We start from the raw sequence: 16,567 nt of genomic DNA on the forward strand, positions 1-16,567 counted from the left end.
AGCGATTAACCAAACTCGCGCAGACGGTGGGCGATTTTACGGAAGAACGAGTCCTGGCTGGCATCCCGATCTTTTTCACCGGTAATCACCACCGTCGCCGTGGTACCCGCAGGCCACAGGTTGCCCTGCTGTTCGTCCAGATGGATACGGACCGGAACGCGCTGGGCCAAACGCACCCACTCGAGATTGGAATCCACCGTTGCCATTCCTTTTGCATCGTTCGAACTGCTGGAGTTGGTCACCCCTGCGGCGACGCTGTCGACGGTACCTTTAAAGACGCGGTTGCTGCCCAGCGGCGTGATTTCTGCCCGATAGCCCGGACGTACGCCTTCCAGCTTGGTCTCTTCCATATAGGCGAGTACGTAGAAGGAGTTCTGTTTCACCAGCGCCACGGCGGTTGAGCCACGGGTAATAAATTCCCCGGCATAGACGTTAAGGTTGGTCACCCAGCCATCAGACGGTGCGCGGATCACGGTACGCTCCAGATCGAGCTTCGCCAGATCGCGCGTTGCTTGTGCTTTCGCCAGCTGGTGCAGCACGGTTTGCAGCACGTTGTTGGACTGATCAATCTCTTCACGGGACATTGCCTGAACGCCAAGCTGGTTACGGCGGCCAGCTTCGCGGCGTTTCTCCGCAGCCAGCGCCTGGTAATAGGCCACGTCCGCTTCCGCCTCTTCCAGTGCTTTCTGGTAACGAGGCTGGTCGATGGTGAACAGAACCTGATCTTTTTTCACCAGTTGGTTATCGTGTACGTTGACCGCCGTGATAAGACCGGCCACGTCAGGGGCGATCGCCACCACATCGGCGCTGAAGCGTGCATCACGCGTCCACGGTGATTCGGTGTAATAGACCCAGGCGCGGAAAATAGCGATGAAGGCGAGGATAACCAGCGCCATGGTGATGGCAGTGCGGGAGATTTTTCTTGTTAGCGTTTTCACATCAACCTCAGACAAACATGCGCGATATCAGGTAGAACAGGCAGCAATACAGCGCGGTATTGAACAATGCAGGGTGCCAGACGAAATCGTAGATCCCGGTAGGGACCAGCACCTTGCGCACCAGCCAGAAGATCGCCAGTGATAAAAGAAGCTCGAAAAATATCGGTGGGAAGGACAAACCGAACACCACGATAACGGGAAACAGACTCATGTTGACCTTGATTAGAGAGAGTGCAGGCTTCAGAATTTTTTAGCGCACGCCATCGCAGGAGAGCAAGAAACGCCGGGCGAGAATGGCGCAGCCGTTATGTAATAAATAATATATTAACGTAACTGTTATGCTGTTATCTATAATATGTGATCTAAATCACTTTTAAGCCAGAGTGAACAATGGAACGTTTAAAACGCATGTCAGTCTTCGCCAAAGTGGTTGAACTGGGCTCTTTTACCGCCGCTGCCCGCCAGCTTCAGATGAGCGTCTCATCCATCAGCCAGACGGTGTCTAAGCTGGAAGATGAGCTTCAGGTCAAGCTGCTCAACCGCAGCACCCGCAGCATTGGGCTGACGGAAGCGGGCAAAATTTACTATCAGGGCTGTCGCCGTATGCTGCTTGAAGTGCAGGATGTTCACGAACAGCTCTACGCCTTCAACAACACTCCCATCGGCACGCTGCGCATCGGGTGTTCTTCAACTATGGCACAAAATGTTCTCGCTGCCATGACGGCGGATATGCTGAAAGAGTATCCCGGGCTTACCGTTAATCTGGTGACGGGTATCCCGGCGCCGGATCTGATTGCCGACGGTCTGGACGTGGTGATCCGCGTCGGCGCGCTGCAGGATTCCAGCCTGTTCTCGCGTCGGCTGGGCAGCATGCCGATGGTCGTCTGCGCTTCGAAGAGCTATCTGGCCCAGTACGGTGTGCCGGAGAAACCCGCCGACCTCACCAACCACTCGTGGCTGGAGTACAGCGTGCGGCCCGACAATGAATTTGAGCTGATTGCCCCGGAGGGGATCTCCACCCGACTGCTGCCGGAGGGACGGTTTGTCACCAACGATCCGATGACCATTTCGCGCTGGCTGGTAGCCGGCGCCGGGATCGCCTACGTGCCGCTGATGTGGGTGATCAACGAGATCAACAGCGGCGTGCTGGAGATCCTCTTCCCGCGCTACCAGTCCGATCCGCGTCCGGTGTACGCCCTGTATACCGAAAAAGACAAGCTTCCGCTGAAAGTCCAGGTGTGTATTAACTATCTGACCGAGTATTTTGTGGACGTGGCGGAGCTGTTTCAGGGGATGCGGGGAAGAAGAAAGGAATAATCAATTTATTTCTGAACGCATAGAGGCAATGAATATTCCCAGGATGAATCCCTTGTTGATTCAGGAATATTCCTTCGCCACTATCAGGAATAGAGAATTGACACTACTGCCGCCAGCCCATTACTTTATATGCAGTCTGCTCGTCAGACTGTTATTAATTTGTTGCTGATATGAATAATAAAATGTATTCCGCAGGATGACGTTAAACAAGGAAAAGAAATGAATCTATTTGAACAAACACCGCCTTCACGCAGGCGCTATGGACTCGCCGCGTTCATCGGTTTAATTGCAGGGATTGTCTCCGCGTTTGTCAAATGGGGAGCAGAAGTACCACTTCCACCACGCAGCCCCACCGACTTATTCACCGGCGCATGTGGACCCGAGCAATTAATAAGAGCCGCAAGCCAGATTGACTGTTCCCGCAATTTTTTAAACCCTCCCTATGTATTTTTACGCGACTGGCTGGGCGTTGTTGATCCTAACGCGGCAGTTTATACATTTGCCGGACATATATTTAACTGGGTTGGCGTGACGCATATTATTTTCTCAATCGTCTTCGCTGTTGGCTATTGTGTCGTGGCTGAAGTCTTCCCGAAAATTAAACTCTGGCAGGGTTTGCTGGCGGGTGCGTTAGCTCAGCTCTTTGTGCATATGATCTCCTTCCCGCTGATGGGGCTGACGCCGCCGCTGTTTGAGCTGCCGTGGTATGAACACGTTTCAGAGATCGTAGGCCATCTGGTCTGGTTCTGGTCGATCGAAATTATTCGTCGTGACTTGCGTAACCGCATCACACACGAGCCGGATCCGGAGATACCGCTGGGTAACTTACGTTAAAAAAAAGGCGCTACATCAGTAGCGCCATTTTTTATGCCGATTCAGATCAGGCTGTGCCGCCTACCGTCAGGTTGTCCACTTTCAGCGTTGGCTGGCCCACACCCACCGGCAGGCTCTGACCCTCTTTACCGCAGACGCCCACGCCGTTATCCAGTTTCAGATCGTTACCGACCATCGAGATCTGCTGCATGGCTTCTATACCGGAGCCAATCAGCGTCGCACCTTTCACCGCTTTGGTCACTTTGCCCTTCTCAATCAGGTACGCTTCTGAGGTAGAGAAGACAAACTTACCGGAGGTGATGTCCACCTGGCCGCCGCCAAAGTTTGGCGCAAAGATACCGTAATCAACGGATTCGATAATCTCCTGCGGCGTGGATTTGCCCGGCAGCATATACGTGTTGGTCATGCGCGGCATCGGCAGGTGCGCGTAAGATTCGCGGCGTCCGTTGCCCGTCGGCGCGACGCCCATCAGGCGCGCGTTGAGTTTGTCCTGCATGTAGCCTTTCAGCACGCCGTTTTCAATCAGCACATTGTACTGACCTGGTGTACCTTCATCGTCGATAGCCACCGAGCCACGACGATCAAGCATGGTGCCGTCATCCACCACGGTGCACAGCTCAGAGGAGACGAGTTGCCCGATCTGACCGCTGAACACGGACGTCCCGCGACGGTTAAAATCGCCTTCCAGACCGTGGCCCACCGCCTCGTGTAATAGCACGCCCGGCCAGCCGGCACCCAGCACAACCGGAAATGACCCCGCCGGTGCCGCGACGGCATTCAGATTCACCAGCGCCATACGCACGGCTTCTTTTGCCCACGCGTCAGCGCGCGCTTCACCGTCAACGTCGCCCAGGAACCAGTCATAGCCAAAACGACCGCCGCCACCGCTTGAGCCGCGCTCGCGTTTGCCGTCCTCATCGACCTGCACGCTGATGGAGAGTCGCACCAGCGGACGGACATCAGCCGCCAGGGTGCCGTCCGTTGCCGCCACCAGAATCAGTTCATACACACCGCTCAGGCTGGCTGAGACTTCCTGCACGCGTTTGTCCGCCGCGCGGGCGACTTTGTCCACGCGACGCAGGATATCCAGCTTCTCTTCACGGCTCATGCTCTGCAGCGGATCGATGCTGGTATAGAGCGCAGAGTGCTGCACTTCTCCCAGCGTTTTCACACGCCCATCGCCGGTATCACGCACAATGGTGCGCGCCGCCTGCGCGCTCTGCTCAAGTGCGGCGAGGCTAATCTGATCCGCATAGGCAAAACCGGTTTTCTCGCCGCTGACGGCGCGGACGCCGACGCCCTGGTCAATGTTGTAAGAGCCATCTTTGATAATGCTGTCTTCTAAAACCCAGGATTCGTGATAGCTCGACTGGAAATAAAGGTCGCCGTAGTCGAGACGGCGTTCGGTCAGTTGACCAAGAATGGAGAACAGGTCCTGATGGCTCAGGCCGTTCGCTGCGAGCAAATGTTCACTTACCAGGTTCAGACTCATCGTATTGCTACTCGTTCGTTGCCGCCCGTGGCGGTATAAAGATCGTATTTATTGAGAGTGAGGCAATTACCTGCCCACGTCAAATCATTGCTGTGCATCTTTGCGCGGCTGGCGCAGCACCTCGTTAATCTGCGGTTTATCGATCGGACCGGTAATGCGGTAGCGCAGAATGGAGACCTTGCTCCACAGCGGCCCCAGCACTTTGCTGGCGGCAAACACCGCCGCACCGACAATCGGGTTCACCACAAAGGCCGCCGCAACGCCCACGCTCGCGGAAATTTCCGGTGCCACCACGGCTTCCATATCCAGTTCGCGTCGCACGAGGTTGACGGAGCCTTTCATGGCAATGTCCGCTTCCAGGCCATCCACCAGCGTATCGTCCGTATGCAGAACGCCGTCCTTGATCCACGCCGTACTGCGGATGGAATCGTAGTAGAACCCTTCGCTGAAGGTATCGCTGAAATCGAAACGCAGCTTGCGCAGCAGCGCATCAAAGCTGAGGAGGCGCAGGATCTGCCCGGCGCGCCCCGTGCTCACGTCGGCGATCTCACCTTTGCCGAAGTGGGTTTTCAGAATGCCGTTCAGCGAGGCCTCATCCGGCTTCCACGGAGCGTCGCGCCAGTGAAGATCGTAATTAACGTCAAATGATGAACCGCGCAGCGGCGTGCTGATGCCAAAGAAATTGGCTGCTGCATCCAGTTTGTTGCCTTTAATGTCGCCCTTGAGGGACGTCCGCTGCTCGCCCGGATTATTCACCCATTCCCCGCCCGCCGTCATGCGGCCGAAGCCGGTATCAACCAGGCCGCCCGAGAGCGTAAGCGTGTTTCCCTGGATGGCAAAATCACCGTCGATGCGGCCATATTTCTGCCCCCACAGCCAGCACTCTGCACAGCGCAGCTGGAGATCGGGCCAGCCGCTAAAATCGACGCGGGAGATTTGACTCAGCGGCGACGTCGCAGCCGGTTTGTCTTTCCCGCTCGCGGCGCTTGCCGGGTTGTAGTAGAGGTAGCGGATCGCCGCCTGCCACGGCGCGTGATTGCGCATGGTCAGCGTACCGTTGATCTCTCTGCCCTGGGCTTCCACCTTCGTACCGTTAGCGCCAGGCTGTGAGACGATGCTCAGGTTGTTCCACTGCTGCCCGCCGAGCATTAGCGACGGCGTGCGTACGGTAATGGCTTGCGGGAACTGGGCGGTTTCATCGACGTTTTGCCCAACGCCTTTCTGGAACAGCGCCAGCCACTCTGCACCGTCCATCGGCGGAAGATTCAGCTCAATGCCCGCCTGCTCCGGCAGCGGTGGCGTGGAGCGGCTATCCGTCGTCCAGATGGCTTTGTCGAGGGTGAGCTTGCGGTTAAGCAGCCAGCGGCTGTTGAAATGGTTCGTCCCGCCCGCGCTGCCGGTCAGCGCGAAGCTGTTCAGGTTGCCATCCACGTTCAGCTTCACCGGCAGCGGCTGTCCGGCCTGTTTATCCAGCGGCGCAGGCAGCTGGCTGTGAAGGTTTTTCAGATCGCCCGTGATGTCGACCTTGTACTGCGCGCCCGCGTGATAAGGCAGGTCTATTGCCACTTTACCTTTCCAGGCGACTGCGCCCTCCACGGACGCCTCAATCGGCTTCGGCAGGATGTCCATTCGCGCTGGCTGCCAGTTGCCGTCGAGATTGACGGCCACCTGATACGCCTTTTCACCCTCTGTGGTCGTGAAGTCGATATTCACGGGCTGATTAAACCAGCTGGCGGTAAGCGGCTCGCTCTTCAGGTTACCGTTCTCAAAGCTGAACTGCCCGCTGAGATTTTTCAGGGTGCTCTCAAGGGGTTTGATGAACAGACTGTTGTTCTTCAGACGGACGTCGCCTTTCGCGGTGGTCATCTCACCGTCCAGCGGGATATCAAGATGTAAGCGAGCATTCACATCACCATCAAGCTGGAGCTGCTGAAGCGTCGCGGCCAGCGACTCTTTCAGAGGGGTCTCCTCAAAGTACGGTCCCACCGCCTTGCCGGGACCATTGATGTCGGCATCAATCAGCAGCTTCTCTTTTGAGTAGTCCGGAATGTTGGCCGTCAGGTTGCTGGCAGTCACGCCGCCCAGCGCCACGCTGTCGGACTTCATCCACAGGCCGTCATTGAGGAAATTAAGTTCGATATCCAGGTTTTTCAGCGCGGGCCAGCCCGGCTGGAACGCGAAGGTGGCGTCATGCAGCGGCACCAGAACCTGGAACTGACCTTCATTATGCTTATACGGGAACAGATGGGGATTACCGCCGTAAACCAGCGTGGCATTATCCGCCTGACCGCCCTGAATCGCACCGCTCAGATAGTCTACCAGCGCTTTCCCCATCAGGTTTTCCGGGAAATAGCGCCAGGCCTGGGAGCCGTCATCGGTACTGATCCCGGCCAGAATCCCCAGCCACGGCTCATCCCCTTCAGGCTGCAAATAGCGGAAGTCGCCGCGCGCGTGCACCGCTTTCGCTTTGACGTCGATATGCCGGCCATCGAGCTGGAAACCCTTGTCGTTACGGAGCCAGTTAAGCACTGCGTTGCCCTGTTCGATTTCCAGCGGCGCGCGGAAGACCGTCTCGTAAGGCATTTTGGCGTCGTGCATATCAACCGTCAGCCTGCCGTTCTCCACGCTGCCTTCCAGCTTGCCGCTAAAGTGCTCCGCACCCGGCAGCAGCTTCCACTGCTTCCAGGCAAGATCTTTCCATGTCGCCTGGAAACGGGTTTTTTCCGTCGCCTGAAGCGGGATATCCAGCGCCAGAGAATCAATCTTTCCGCTCGGCTGCGTAGCCAGCCAGATCTCGCCCAGGTCAGGAGAGAGCTTTGCCGCCATCGAGCGCAGCCCTTCAATAGCGGCCAAATCCAGGTTACTGGCACGGATACGCAGCTCGTCGCTGCGTTTACTGGCCGTGCCGCCAACGTCCTGCTCCGGCATCCAGGCCAGCGTCAGCGCACCGCGCGGCCACGGCTTGCCGTCCATCGTGATGCGCGTATCGGGAATGGCAAACTGCCAGCCCTCTTTCTCCTGCGTCACGTGCGCGGTGAGGTTATCGACGGAAAGCTGATGCTGCTGGTTTTCACCTTTCCAGCTCGCGCCTCCCTGCTTGAGCCAGATATCGCCGCTGGCAAATTCGCCTTTCGTCAGGGTCAGCCAGCCTTCAAGACTGAAGCGGGCCGTTTCCAGCTGCATATTTTGCTGGAGCCAGTCGCCCAGCCACGGCTTGACGTCCACATCGTCGGCCTGCAGCCAGACTTTGCCGTTATTTAACAGGCCGTCATCGTCGCGCAGATCCATGCGCACCTGCATCACGCCGTGCTGGCCGTTCAGGCTTGAGAGATTGACCTGCCCCTCGGCGCGGTGCCGATCCTTACCGTTGAGCCAGGTCAGCTGCGGGATTGCCAGCTCGGCGCGCTGGCCGGAAAGGGTAATAAAGCTCACTTCGCTGTCGCGCAGATCGAAATGATCGAACTGGCGGAGGAAAAGATCGCTGAAGCGGTTGGCTTCAAGACCCTGACCGCTATCGCCGCCAGACAGCGGCGTATTGGTCAGGAACTGGAGCTGATAAAAGGTGAGATCGCGAAACTGCCAGCGCAGATGCAGCAGGCTTTGCCAGACGTCCAGCGCCAGGGTCACGCGTTTGATTTTCAGGTAGCCGCCATCTTTCAGGCTGGCGTTGATATCCCGGACATCGAGCGTCGGGCCAAAATTCTGCCAGTTAGCGCTGACCTGGCTGACGTTCACCGGCACGCCGGTGGTGGATTCGATTTTCGCCAGCAGCTGCGGACGCCAGCTGTCCAGATGCGGTAAAACGAGGCGTAGCCCGCTCACGAGCAACGCGACAATCACGACCAGCGTTGCCCCTGTAAGCAATAAAATCCCCGGCAATCGCCTCACGCATCTCTCCTTGTCAGCATTCGTCACGCAGCGTACTGCGCTTACATCATCACGACGTCAAACTGCTCCTGGTTATAGAGCGGTTCAATTTGTACTTTTACCTGTTTGCCGACAAAGATTTCCACTTCCGCCAGCGCGTGTGACTCTTCGCCTTTCAGCGCTTCAGCCACCGCAGGGGAAGCATAGACCAGAAAACGGTCGGAGTCGTAGGCATGATGCACACGCACAATTTCACGCATGATCTCGTAGCAGACGGTCTCAACCGTCTTTACAGTTCCGCGTCCATGGCAGGTTGGGCATTCATTACACAGCACATGCTCCACGCTCTCGCGGGTACGCTTACGCGTCATTTCCACCAGCCCCAGCTGTGAGAAGCCGTTGATGCTGGTTTTCACACGATCTTTACTCAGGGCCTGCTCAAGCGAGTGCAGCACGCGGCGACGATGGTCTTCATTACTCATATCGATGAAGTCGATGATGATAATGCCGCCCAGATTGCGCAGACGAAGCTGGCGCGCAATGGCCTGCGTGGCTTCGATGTTGGTGTTGAAAATGGTGTCATCGAGATTGCGATGGCCGACGAACGCACCGGTGTTGATATCGACGGTGGTCATCGCTTCGGTCTGATCGATGATCAGATAGCCGCCAGACTTCAGCTCAACCTTACGCTCCAGGGCACGCTGGATCTCGTTTTCAACATCATAGAGATCGAAGATCGGCTGACGCCCGGTGTAGTGCTCCAGCAGGCCTGGCATCTCCGGGATATATTCGGCGGTAAACTCCAGCAGCGCTTCATACGTCAGGCGAGAGTCCACGCGGATGCGGTCGAGCTGCGCGTCGGCAAAGTCACGCAGAACGCGCTGCGCCAGCGCCAGCTCACCATAGAGCTGATAGCGGGTCTGGTTGCGTTTTTTACGCTCCATCACTTTTGTCCAGACGCGCTTCAGGTAAGCCGCATCCGACGCCAGGTCCTCCTCGCTGATCCCCTCTGCGGCAGTACGGATGATAAATCCGCCCTGTTCATCACAGTAGGCGCTGACCACTTTTTTCAGACGCTCGCGCTCGCTTTCGCTCTCAATACGCTGTGAGACGCCCACGTGCGACGCGCCGGGCATAAAGACCAGATAGCGGGAAGGTAGGGTGATATCGGTGGTCAGACGGGCGCCTTTGGTGCCGAGGGGATCTTTCACCACCTGCACCATCAGATCCTGTCCCTGACGCACCAGCTCAGAAATGTCGCGCACGGCAAACTGCTTTTGCTCTTCGCCCGCGACGCACTCGGTGTGCGGCATGATATCGGAGGCATGTAAAAATGCCGCCTTATCGAGTCCAATATCTACAAAAGCCGCCTGCATACCCGGTAGTACACGACTGACACGACCTTTGTAGATATTGCCTACTATTCCGCGCCGCGCTTCACGCTCAATATGAATTTCCTGAAGAATGCCACCATCAATATAGGCCACACGGGTTTCCGATGGCGTTACGTTTACCAACAATTCAGCCGTCATAATTATCCCTTCCCTCACGCAGTGAGTTAAAATTGCTCAGCAACTCATACGTTTCCACCAGCGGTAAGCCGACTACGGCGTGATAGCTGCCATGAATCTTCCTGACAAAACAGCCACCCAGCCCCTGAATACCGTATGCACCTGCTTTATCCATCGGTTCACCGCTGGCAATATAAGCGGCGATGTCGTCGTCGGTAAGTACTCTGAAGGTCACTTCCGTCACCACCAGGCAGTCCAGCACGTGCTGGCGATCGGCCAGCGCGACGGCCGTCATCACCTGATGCGTTTGTCCGGACAGCTTGCGCAGCATGCGCGCTGCATGATCGGCGTCGTGCGGTTTCTCCAGCACTTCACCGTTCAGGATAACGATGGTATCTGCCCCCAGCACAGGGAGATCGCGTGGCACACTGGCCACGCCCGCCTGCGCTTTCTCCCGCGCCAGACGTGACACGTACTGTTGAGCACTTTCACCCTCAGCACGTTTTTCTTCAATGCCGGTCACGATGCGTTCAAAAGAGACCCCTAGCTGCGTCAGGAGTTCCTGACGGCGCGGGGAGCCGGAAGCGAGATACAAAGACGTCATAGAAACCTTTTATTGCACAGCAAACTGCTGGCGAACCTTACGCATCAGCAGGAACAGCCATGGCCAGAGCACACCGTTTACTACACTACTCCAGAACACTTCCGGTCGGAAAGAGACGTTGATCACTAAAAACTCTGCCCAGAAAACAACGATATCCGCAGCGAGCGACAACAACATCACAACCAGGGCCTGTTGCCAGAGCGCAAGGTTACGGAAGAGCTGGAATTTGAGTGCGACGAGGTACGCAATAATGCTCATGGACAAGGCGCGTACGCCAAGCGTTGAGCCGCTAATGAGATCCAGTATGGCACCCATCACAAAACCTGTGCCGACATTTACGCGATGCGGCAGGGCGAGGATCCAGTAAAGCAAAATGAGCAATACCCAGTTTGGCCGGAAAACGAGAATGTCATCCGGCCAGGGCATCACTTGCAGCAACAGTGCAATGAGAAACGAGAGCCAGATGACCCAGCGTCCCTGGCTACGATAGCTTGCCACTACTGCCCTCCCGAAGAGAGTTTAGGCGGTGGCGGCGCATCCGGCAGCGGCTGCGTTAACCCGGTTGCCGGCGCCGGGACTGGCGCAGGCGGCCCCATGGAGTCCGCAGGCGGGAGAACCTGCGGCATCATCTGCATCAGACGTTCATTTGCCACACGATGCACCTCTTCAGGCGTCATCGGGTTAGCCCCGTTACGATCGGCGCCCCACAGCAGCAGCAGATAGCGCAGACGCTGCAAACCGGCGGTTGGACGCGCCTGAATCACGGTGTAGGCTCGCTGCGTATCCAGTTTCACCGAAGAGACCACCGCAACCGGATAACCTTCAGGGAAGCGGCCACCCAGACCGGAGGTCACCAGCACGTCGCCCACGCGGATATCCGTATTGGCCGGCAGGTGTTCCAGCTGCAGGTCATCCGTACAGCCGTTCCCGGCCGCAATCACGCGGATGTCGTTGCGCAGCACCTGGATCGGCAGCGCATGCGTGGCATCACAAATCAGCAGCACGCGGCTGGTCAGTTTGGCCACGGCAACCACCTGGCCCACGACGCCTTTATCACTGATAACAGGCTGACCTTCATACACCCCGTTCACGCTCCCTTTGTCGATCACAACCTGATCGCTGTAAGGGTCGTTCACGGTGGAGATCACCTGAGTGACCATTTTCTGCTCATCCTGACGCAGCGGCGAGCCGAGCAGTTCACGCAGACGCGCATTTTCTTGCTTGTATTGCCCCAGCATTAGCAGTTCGCTGTTTTTCAGCAACAGTTCCTGACGTAATGCCCGGTTTTCGAGTTCGAGTTGGTCACGTGAAGACAGCGTTTGAGAAACGGAGTCGAGCAGTTCACGGGGACCATTGGATATAAAGTAGAAAGGACTGACGGCGGTATCCATGTACGTTCGGATCTGGCTGAACGTACCGAGGCGGCTATCGGCAATAATGACCCCAAGCGCAACCAGAACCGCCAGAATGAGGCGAAACTGTAGCGATGGGCCACGGCTAAAAATTGGCTTCATAGGCTATGCGTATTCTCGCGTCAGAGAGAAAGGGTAGCAAATTGCTACCCTCTCAAACTCGACTACTCTTCGCTGAACAAATCGCCGCCGTGCATGTCGATCATTTCCAGCGCCTTGCCACCACCACGGGCGACGCAAGTCAGTGGATCTTCTGCAACTACGACAGGAATACCTGTCTCTTCCATTAACAGGCGGTCGAGGTTACGCAGCAGCGCACCACCACCGGTCAGAACCATACCGCGCTCGGAGATATCGGACGCCAGCTCTGGTGGGCACTGTTCCAGCGCGACCATTACCGCGCTCACGATACCCGTCAGTGGTTCCTGCAGTGCTTCCAGAATTTCGTTGGAGTTCAGGGTGAAACCGCGTGGCACACCTTCAGCCAGGTTACGGCCACGCACTTCGATCTCACGCACTTCATCGCCCGGATACGCAGAGCCGATTTCGTGTTTGATACGCTCTGCGGTGGCTTCACCGATCAGAGAGCCGTAGTTACGGCGTACATAATTAATGATGGCTTCGTCGAAGCGGTCACCACCGATACGTACGGAAGAGGAGTACACCACGCCGTTCAGAGAGATAACGGCCACTTCAGTGGTACCACCACCGATATCCACCACCATGGAACCGGTCGCTTCAGACACAGGCAGACCTGCACCGATTGCCGCCGCCATTGGCTCTTCAATCAGGAACACTTCACGCGCACCAGCACCCTGGGCAGATTCACGAATTGCGCGACGCTCTACCTGGGTTGCGCCAACCGGCACACACACCAGAACACGCGGGCTTGGACGCATGAAGCTGTTGCTGTGAACCTGCTTGATGAAGTGCTGAAGCATTTTTTCAGTCACGAAGAAGTCGGCGATAACGCCGTCTTTCATTGGGCGAATAGCGGCGATGTTGCCAGGGGTACGACCCAGCATCTGCTTCGCGTCATGACCCACAGCGGCCACGCTTTTCGGCGAGCCTGCACGATCCTGACGAATGGCCACAACGGAAGGCTCATTCAATACGATGCCTTGTCCTTTTACATAAATAAGGGTATTCGCAGTACCCAGGTCAATGGACAGGTCATTGGAAAACATGCCACGAAATTTTTTCAACATACTAAGGGATAATCCTGAAAGCTGGGGCGGAAAACAAAATCCGCTTACTTTACCAACCACACGCAGCAGCGACAAGGCGCAAAAATCATCTGCAACGGTGAAAATTTGTGCAGTACGTTTCCTGATGTTACAAAATCATCCCCTGACTCCCTCAGGGCTGAGTAAACAGTAGCGTTCCCCACTGACGTTTGTAACCCGTTAGGTCGTTCACTGGCTTTTTGCTCGACATACTCAAAGCTACAGGCGCGATATTCTACGTGAAAACAGCGTAAACGGCAGGTCAAACAGAGTATCTTTGCAAATATTTTTTCACGTTGGTGTCAAGCGGTTGAGAGGCAGCAAAAAAATCCCCCTGACCACCCATGACACCGCGCTCTGTTAACATCTGCCATTCCCCTCTGGAGCGCACGCCCGTAGCAAATACTTGTGTTCGCGTTCCCTTGCATGCTTCTACCAGACTCTGTACCAGCAGCTGGTTTTCCGTACGCTTCTCAATATTCCTTACCAGCCCTGGATGTAGCTTTAATAACTCCACATCCAGCGCCTTAATCCAGTCGGTACTGACCAGCGTTAAACCTGCCTGCGTCACCGCGACACGCGCACCGAGCGCATTGATCAAACGTACCACCGGACGTAACCGGCTGATGTGTTGACCTACATCGGCCTCAGCAAGTTCAAAAATAATGTGTTTGCGTTGCGATTTTTCGCATTGCATTAATGTATCACGTAGCCAGCGCTGAAAACGTGGGCGTATTAACGACTCCACGGTGACCTGCAGCGCCAGGCTCTCTTCCGGCCAGAAAGATAAAAACGGAATTAACCGGGTAATTTGCTGGCGGTCATACTCCTCGGACAGACCAAATTGCAGGACCATCGGCAGATATTCCGCCGAGATAACCTCTTCCGAACCGTCAAAAATACGGCACATCAGTTCACGGTGGTGAACGTTGCCGTTTTTCATGACCGCGGGTTTTTGATAAATACGCGGTCCGCCGCGGCTCAGCATTTGCTCAATCAAAGTACGCCAGCGCACGTTACCGCGCCCTTTTTCCGGCAGGGAGTCATCATACACCGCCCATCCGTTCGCGCCCTGCAACACGGCGTTGCGGGTGGCCGCTTCCGCATGTTCCATCACCTGTTCTGTCGATTGCCCGCCACGCCAGGCGCAGATCCCCATGTGGACCATATCGTCCCTGTCGAGCATTTTGCTCTGCGGCAGCGCATCCACCGCCTTCAGCAGCTGGCTGGCGATGCTTTCCGACTCTTTCAGCGTTCGGTGCGGCAGCAACACGGCAAAGTCGCTGCGGTGATAGCGGGCCAGCAGCGCACCCGGGTAGCGCATAATAAAGGTGGAGAGCAGGTTGATCAGCGTAAAGAGATTTTCTTCCGCGGCCCGCTGTCCCCAGGTATCGCGCAGGAGATCAAAGTCAGGCAGGCGAATCATCATCACCACCCCGTGCGTCCCCACTTTTTCCGAATCGTCGAGCAGCGTGGCGAGCTGATTATCAAAGAAAAGGCGGTTGTTCAGGCCAGTTTTATTATCCTGGGCGGCATAGGAGCGGATCAGCGAATCCATACGGCTGCGCTGGTCGCTGGCAAACTGGATTTCCGAGAGCAGCGTATCCAGCGCACTGCTGGCGCGTGACGGCCATTCGTGGACGGAACCTCGCACCTGCGGGCCGCGCTCACCGTTAAGGATCCGCACGGAGCGCATCTCCAGCAGCTCCTGTCCGGAGAGCTGGCGGCGCAGCCAGCGGACCGCGAGAAAGATCAGCAGGACGATAAACGCCACCGCCACGGTGAGCGGCGCGGTGGTCATCATCGAACGGAAATAGCTGGCCATCGGATCGAGGTAGACCATGTGGATGGTCATCCCCGGATTTTTCAGGGAATGCACCGTCACTTCCCGGTACTGGCTCACCACGCCCGCAGGCCGATAACCTCCCGGCCGTTCATGGCTTAACACACGATGCTTTCCCTGCTGAATGTCGATTTGAACAATATCAACAGGTACCATCAACTCATCGAGTTCACGGGTGAGCGCCGGTAGCGGCGTCGTCAGCAGACGCGTATCAATCACCGACGCGACGGACTGCACCCGGTTGACCAGTTTGTCCTGAATGGCGTTGTAAAAGCTCAGAGAGCAGCCCAGAAGGGTGACAAAAATGGTAAGCCCCGTCAGCAAAGTGATAAAAGCTGAGAACTTCGTCGTTAATCGCATCCTTGAGATTACTCCGTGGGTTGATGGGGTAGCGAGTAAGCGCTAACTTGCATTTCGAATGCGGCATACTACCAAATCGGGTGTATCTGGCAATTTATTGCGTTAAATCGGCACTGCGTTTCCCTGAGCGAGTATAGTCTTCAGAAATTATTTTCCAATCATATGAGTCGAGAGGACCCCGTATGCAGGCTTTGATCTTAGAACAGCAGGACGGCAAAACGCTTGCCTCAGTGCAGGCGGTAGAAGAGAGTCGCCTGCCGGAAGGCGAAGTAACCGTCGACATCGACTGGTCCAGTTTAAATTATAAAGATGCGCTGGCGATTACCGGTAAGGGTAAAATCATCCGAAATTTCCCTATGGTGCCGGGTATTGATTTTGCGGGCCGGGTTCATACCAGCGAGGATCCGCGCTTCCACCCGGGCCAGCAGGTGCTGCTCACCGGCTGGGGCGTAGGTGAAAATCACTGGGGCGGGCTGGCCACGCAGGCGCGCGTGAAGGGCGACTGGCTGGTGCCGATGCCGAAAGGCATGGATGGCCGCAAAGCGATGATCGTCGGCACGGCAGGCTTTACCGCGATGCTGTGCGTAATGGCGCTGGAAGAGGCGGGTATCCGCCCTGAATCGGGCGAAATTGTCGTCACTGGTGCCAGCGGGGGCGTGGGGAGCACGGCAGTGACGTTACTGCACAAACTGGGCTATCAGGTCGCGGCGGTTTCCGGTCGTGAAAGCACCCACGATTACCTGCGCCAGCTCGGTGCAAACCGCATTCTCAGCCGTGACGAATTCGCTGAAACCCGTCCGCTGGAAAAACAGGTCTGGGCAGGCGCGGTAGATACCGTCGGTGATAAGGTACTGGCAAAAGTCCTGGCGCAGATGAACTACGGCGGCTGCGTGGCTGCCTGCGGACTGGCGGGCGGATTTGCCCTGCCCACCACCGTGATGCCATTTATTTTGCGTAACGTCCGCCTGCAGGGTGTGGATTCCGTGATGACTCCAGCGGCTCGCCGTACGCAGGCATGGGAACGTCTGGTACGCGACCTGCCGGAATCCTTCTACACTCAGAGCGCCACGGAGATCACGCTCAGCCAGGCACCGGAGTATGCCAGTAAGATCATGGACAATCAGTTCCACGGTCGAGCGCTGGTGAAAATCGCCTAATCTTCA

13 protein-coding genes are annotated in these 16,567 nt (G+C 56.5%); 3 read left to right on the forward strand and 10 right to left on the reverse strand.

The genetic code is table 11. The features are described 5' to 3' along the window. Positions 1-5: 5 nt before the first annotated feature. Together aaeA and aaeX are read right to left on the reverse strand one after the other, a co-directional pair. Positions 6-938, reverse strand: a complete 933-nt coding sequence (aaeA, locus tag BMW97_RS13195; protein ID WP_023309394.1) for a p-hydroxybenzoic acid efflux pump subunit AaeA — start codon at positions 936-938, stop codon at positions 6-8. A gap of 7 nt (positions 939-945) precedes the next feature. Then, entirely contained in the window at positions 946-1,149 is a 204-nt protein-coding gene (gene aaeX / locus BMW97_RS13200; RefSeq protein ID WP_003860416.1) for a p-hydroxybenzoic acid efflux pump operon protein AaeX, read from the reverse strand. Positions 1,150-1,328: 179 nt separating this feature from the next. On the opposite strand from aaeX, the gene aaeR reads away from it, so the two are divergent. Both aaeR and BMW97_RS13210 read left to right on the forward strand, forming a co-directional pair. Next, complete coding sequence (aaeR, locus tag BMW97_RS13205; RefSeq protein WP_023309395.1) at positions 1,329-2,255, forward strand: HTH-type transcriptional activator AaeR; 927 nt, start codon at positions 1,329-1,331, stop codon at positions 2,253-2,255. A 219-nt stretch (positions 2,256-2,474) separates the two neighbouring features. Then, entirely contained in the window at positions 2,475-3,089 is a 615-nt protein-coding gene (locus tag BMW97_RS13210; RefSeq protein ID WP_032642433.1) for a YagU family protein, read from the forward strand. 46 nt (positions 3,090-3,135) lie between these two features. Here BMW97_RS13210 and tldD read toward each other — a convergent pair whose 3' ends face one another. The 8 genes from tldD to csrD all read right to left on the reverse strand — a co-directional run bounded on the left by tldD (position 3,136) and on the right by csrD (position 15,404). Further along, on the reverse strand, positions 3,136-4,581 hold the full coding sequence (gene tldD / locus BMW97_RS13215) for a metalloprotease TldD (RefSeq protein WP_045910133.1): 1,446 nt from the start codon (positions 4,579-4,581) through the stop codon (positions 3,136-3,138). Positions 4,582-4,665: 84 nt separating this feature from the next. Then, the gene (yhdP, locus tag BMW97_RS13220) at positions 4,666-8,469 is read right to left on the reverse strand and encodes an AsmA2 domain-containing protein YhdP (protein WP_045910134.1); all 3,804 of its coding nucleotides are present in this window, start codon (positions 8,467-8,469) and stop codon (positions 4,666-4,668) included. A gap of 41 nt (positions 8,470-8,510) precedes the next feature. Continuing rightward, positions 8,511-9,980 carry a ribonuclease G gene (gene rng, locus BMW97_RS13225; protein WP_008502847.1) on the reverse strand — a complete coding sequence of 490 codons (1,470 nt, stop codon included), beginning with the start codon at positions 9,978-9,980 and terminating at the stop codon, positions 8,511-8,513. Then, positions 9,970-10,563 (reverse strand): Maf family protein, encoded by a 594-nt coding sequence (locus tag BMW97_RS13230; RefSeq protein ID WP_045910135.1) that lies wholly within the window; start codon positions 10,561-10,563, stop codon positions 9,970-9,972. The genes rng and BMW97_RS13230 overlap by 11 nt, the downstream gene beginning before the upstream one ends. Positions 10,564-10,572: 9 nt before the next feature. Beyond that, a complete protein-coding gene (gene mreD, locus BMW97_RS13235; protein ID WP_023309399.1) occupies positions 10,573-11,061 on the reverse strand; it encodes a rod shape-determining protein MreD in 489 nt (162 codons plus the stop codon). Next, positions 11,061-12,077, reverse strand: coding sequence for a rod shape-determining protein MreC (gene mreC / locus BMW97_RS13240; protein WP_032650442.1), 1,017 nt, complete (start codon positions 12,075-12,077; stop codon positions 11,061-11,063). The genes mreD and mreC overlap by 1 nt, the downstream gene beginning before the upstream one ends. 62 nt (positions 12,078-12,139) lie before the next feature. Beyond that, the gene (gene mreB, locus BMW97_RS13245; protein ID WP_000913396.1) at positions 12,140-13,183 is read right to left on the reverse strand and encodes a rod shape-determining protein MreB; all 1,044 of its coding nucleotides are present in this window, start codon (positions 13,181-13,183) and stop codon (positions 12,140-12,142) included. Positions 13,184-13,463: 280 nt separating this feature from the next. Beyond that, positions 13,464-15,404 carry an RNase E specificity factor CsrD gene (gene csrD / locus BMW97_RS13255; RefSeq protein ID WP_045910136.1) on the reverse strand — a complete coding sequence of 647 codons (1,941 nt, stop codon included), beginning with the start codon at positions 15,402-15,404 and terminating at the stop codon, positions 13,464-13,466. Between the two features lie 182 nt (positions 15,405-15,586). On the opposite strand from csrD, the gene BMW97_RS13260 reads away from it, so the two are divergent. Then, on the forward strand, positions 15,587-16,561 hold the full coding sequence (locus BMW97_RS13260) for an acrylyl-CoA reductase (NADPH) (RefSeq protein ID WP_045910137.1): 975 nt from the start codon (positions 15,587-15,589) through the stop codon (positions 16,559-16,561). The last annotated feature ends 6 nt before the right edge of the window (positions 16,562-16,567 follow it).

Source organism: Enterobacter sp. NFIX58 (assembly GCF_900110475.1).
Lineage (GTDB): Bacteria > Pseudomonadota > Gammaproteobacteria > Enterobacterales > Enterobacteriaceae > Enterobacter > Enterobacter quasiroggenkampii.

What these genes read in the sequence shown, in the direction of transcription:
- aaeX (WP_003860416.1), bottom strand. Translation starts at nt 1,149, where the DNA reads ATGAGTCTGTTTCCCGTTATCGTGGTGTTCGGTTTGTCCTTCCCACCG.
- aaeR (WP_023309395.1), top strand. Translation starts at nt 1,329, where the DNA reads ATGGAACGTTTAAAACGCATGTCAGTCTTCGCCAAAGTGGTTGAACTG.
- BMW97_RS13210 (WP_032642433.1), top strand. Translation starts at nt 2,475, where the DNA reads ATGAATCTATTTGAACAAACACCGCCTTCACGCAGGCGCTATGGACTC.
- tldD (WP_045910133.1), bottom strand. Translation starts at nt 4,581, where the DNA reads ATGAGTCTGAACCTGGTAAGTGAACATTTGCTCGCAGCGAACGGCCTG.
- rng (WP_008502847.1), bottom strand. Translation starts at nt 9,980, where the DNA reads ATGACGGCTGAATTGTTGGTAAACGTAACGCCATCGGAAACCCGTGTG.
- BMW97_RS13230 (WP_045910135.1), bottom strand. Translation starts at nt 10,563, where the DNA reads ATGACGTCTTTGTATCTCGCTTCCGGCTCCCCGCGCCGTCAGGAACTC.
- mreC (WP_032650442.1), bottom strand. Translation starts at nt 12,077, where the DNA reads ATGAAGCCAATTTTTAGCCGTGGCCCATCGCTACAGTTTCGCCTCATT.
- mreB (WP_000913396.1), bottom strand. Translation starts at nt 13,183, where the DNA reads ATGTTGAAAAAATTTCGTGGCATGTTTTCCAATGACCTGTCCATTGAC.
- csrD (WP_045910136.1), bottom strand. Translation starts at nt 15,404, where the DNA reads ATGCGATTAACGACGAAGTTCTCAGCTTTTATCACTTTGCTGACGGGG.
- BMW97_RS13260 (WP_045910137.1), top strand. Translation starts at nt 15,587, where the DNA reads ATGCAGGCTTTGATCTTAGAACAGCAGGACGGCAAAACGCTTGCCTCA.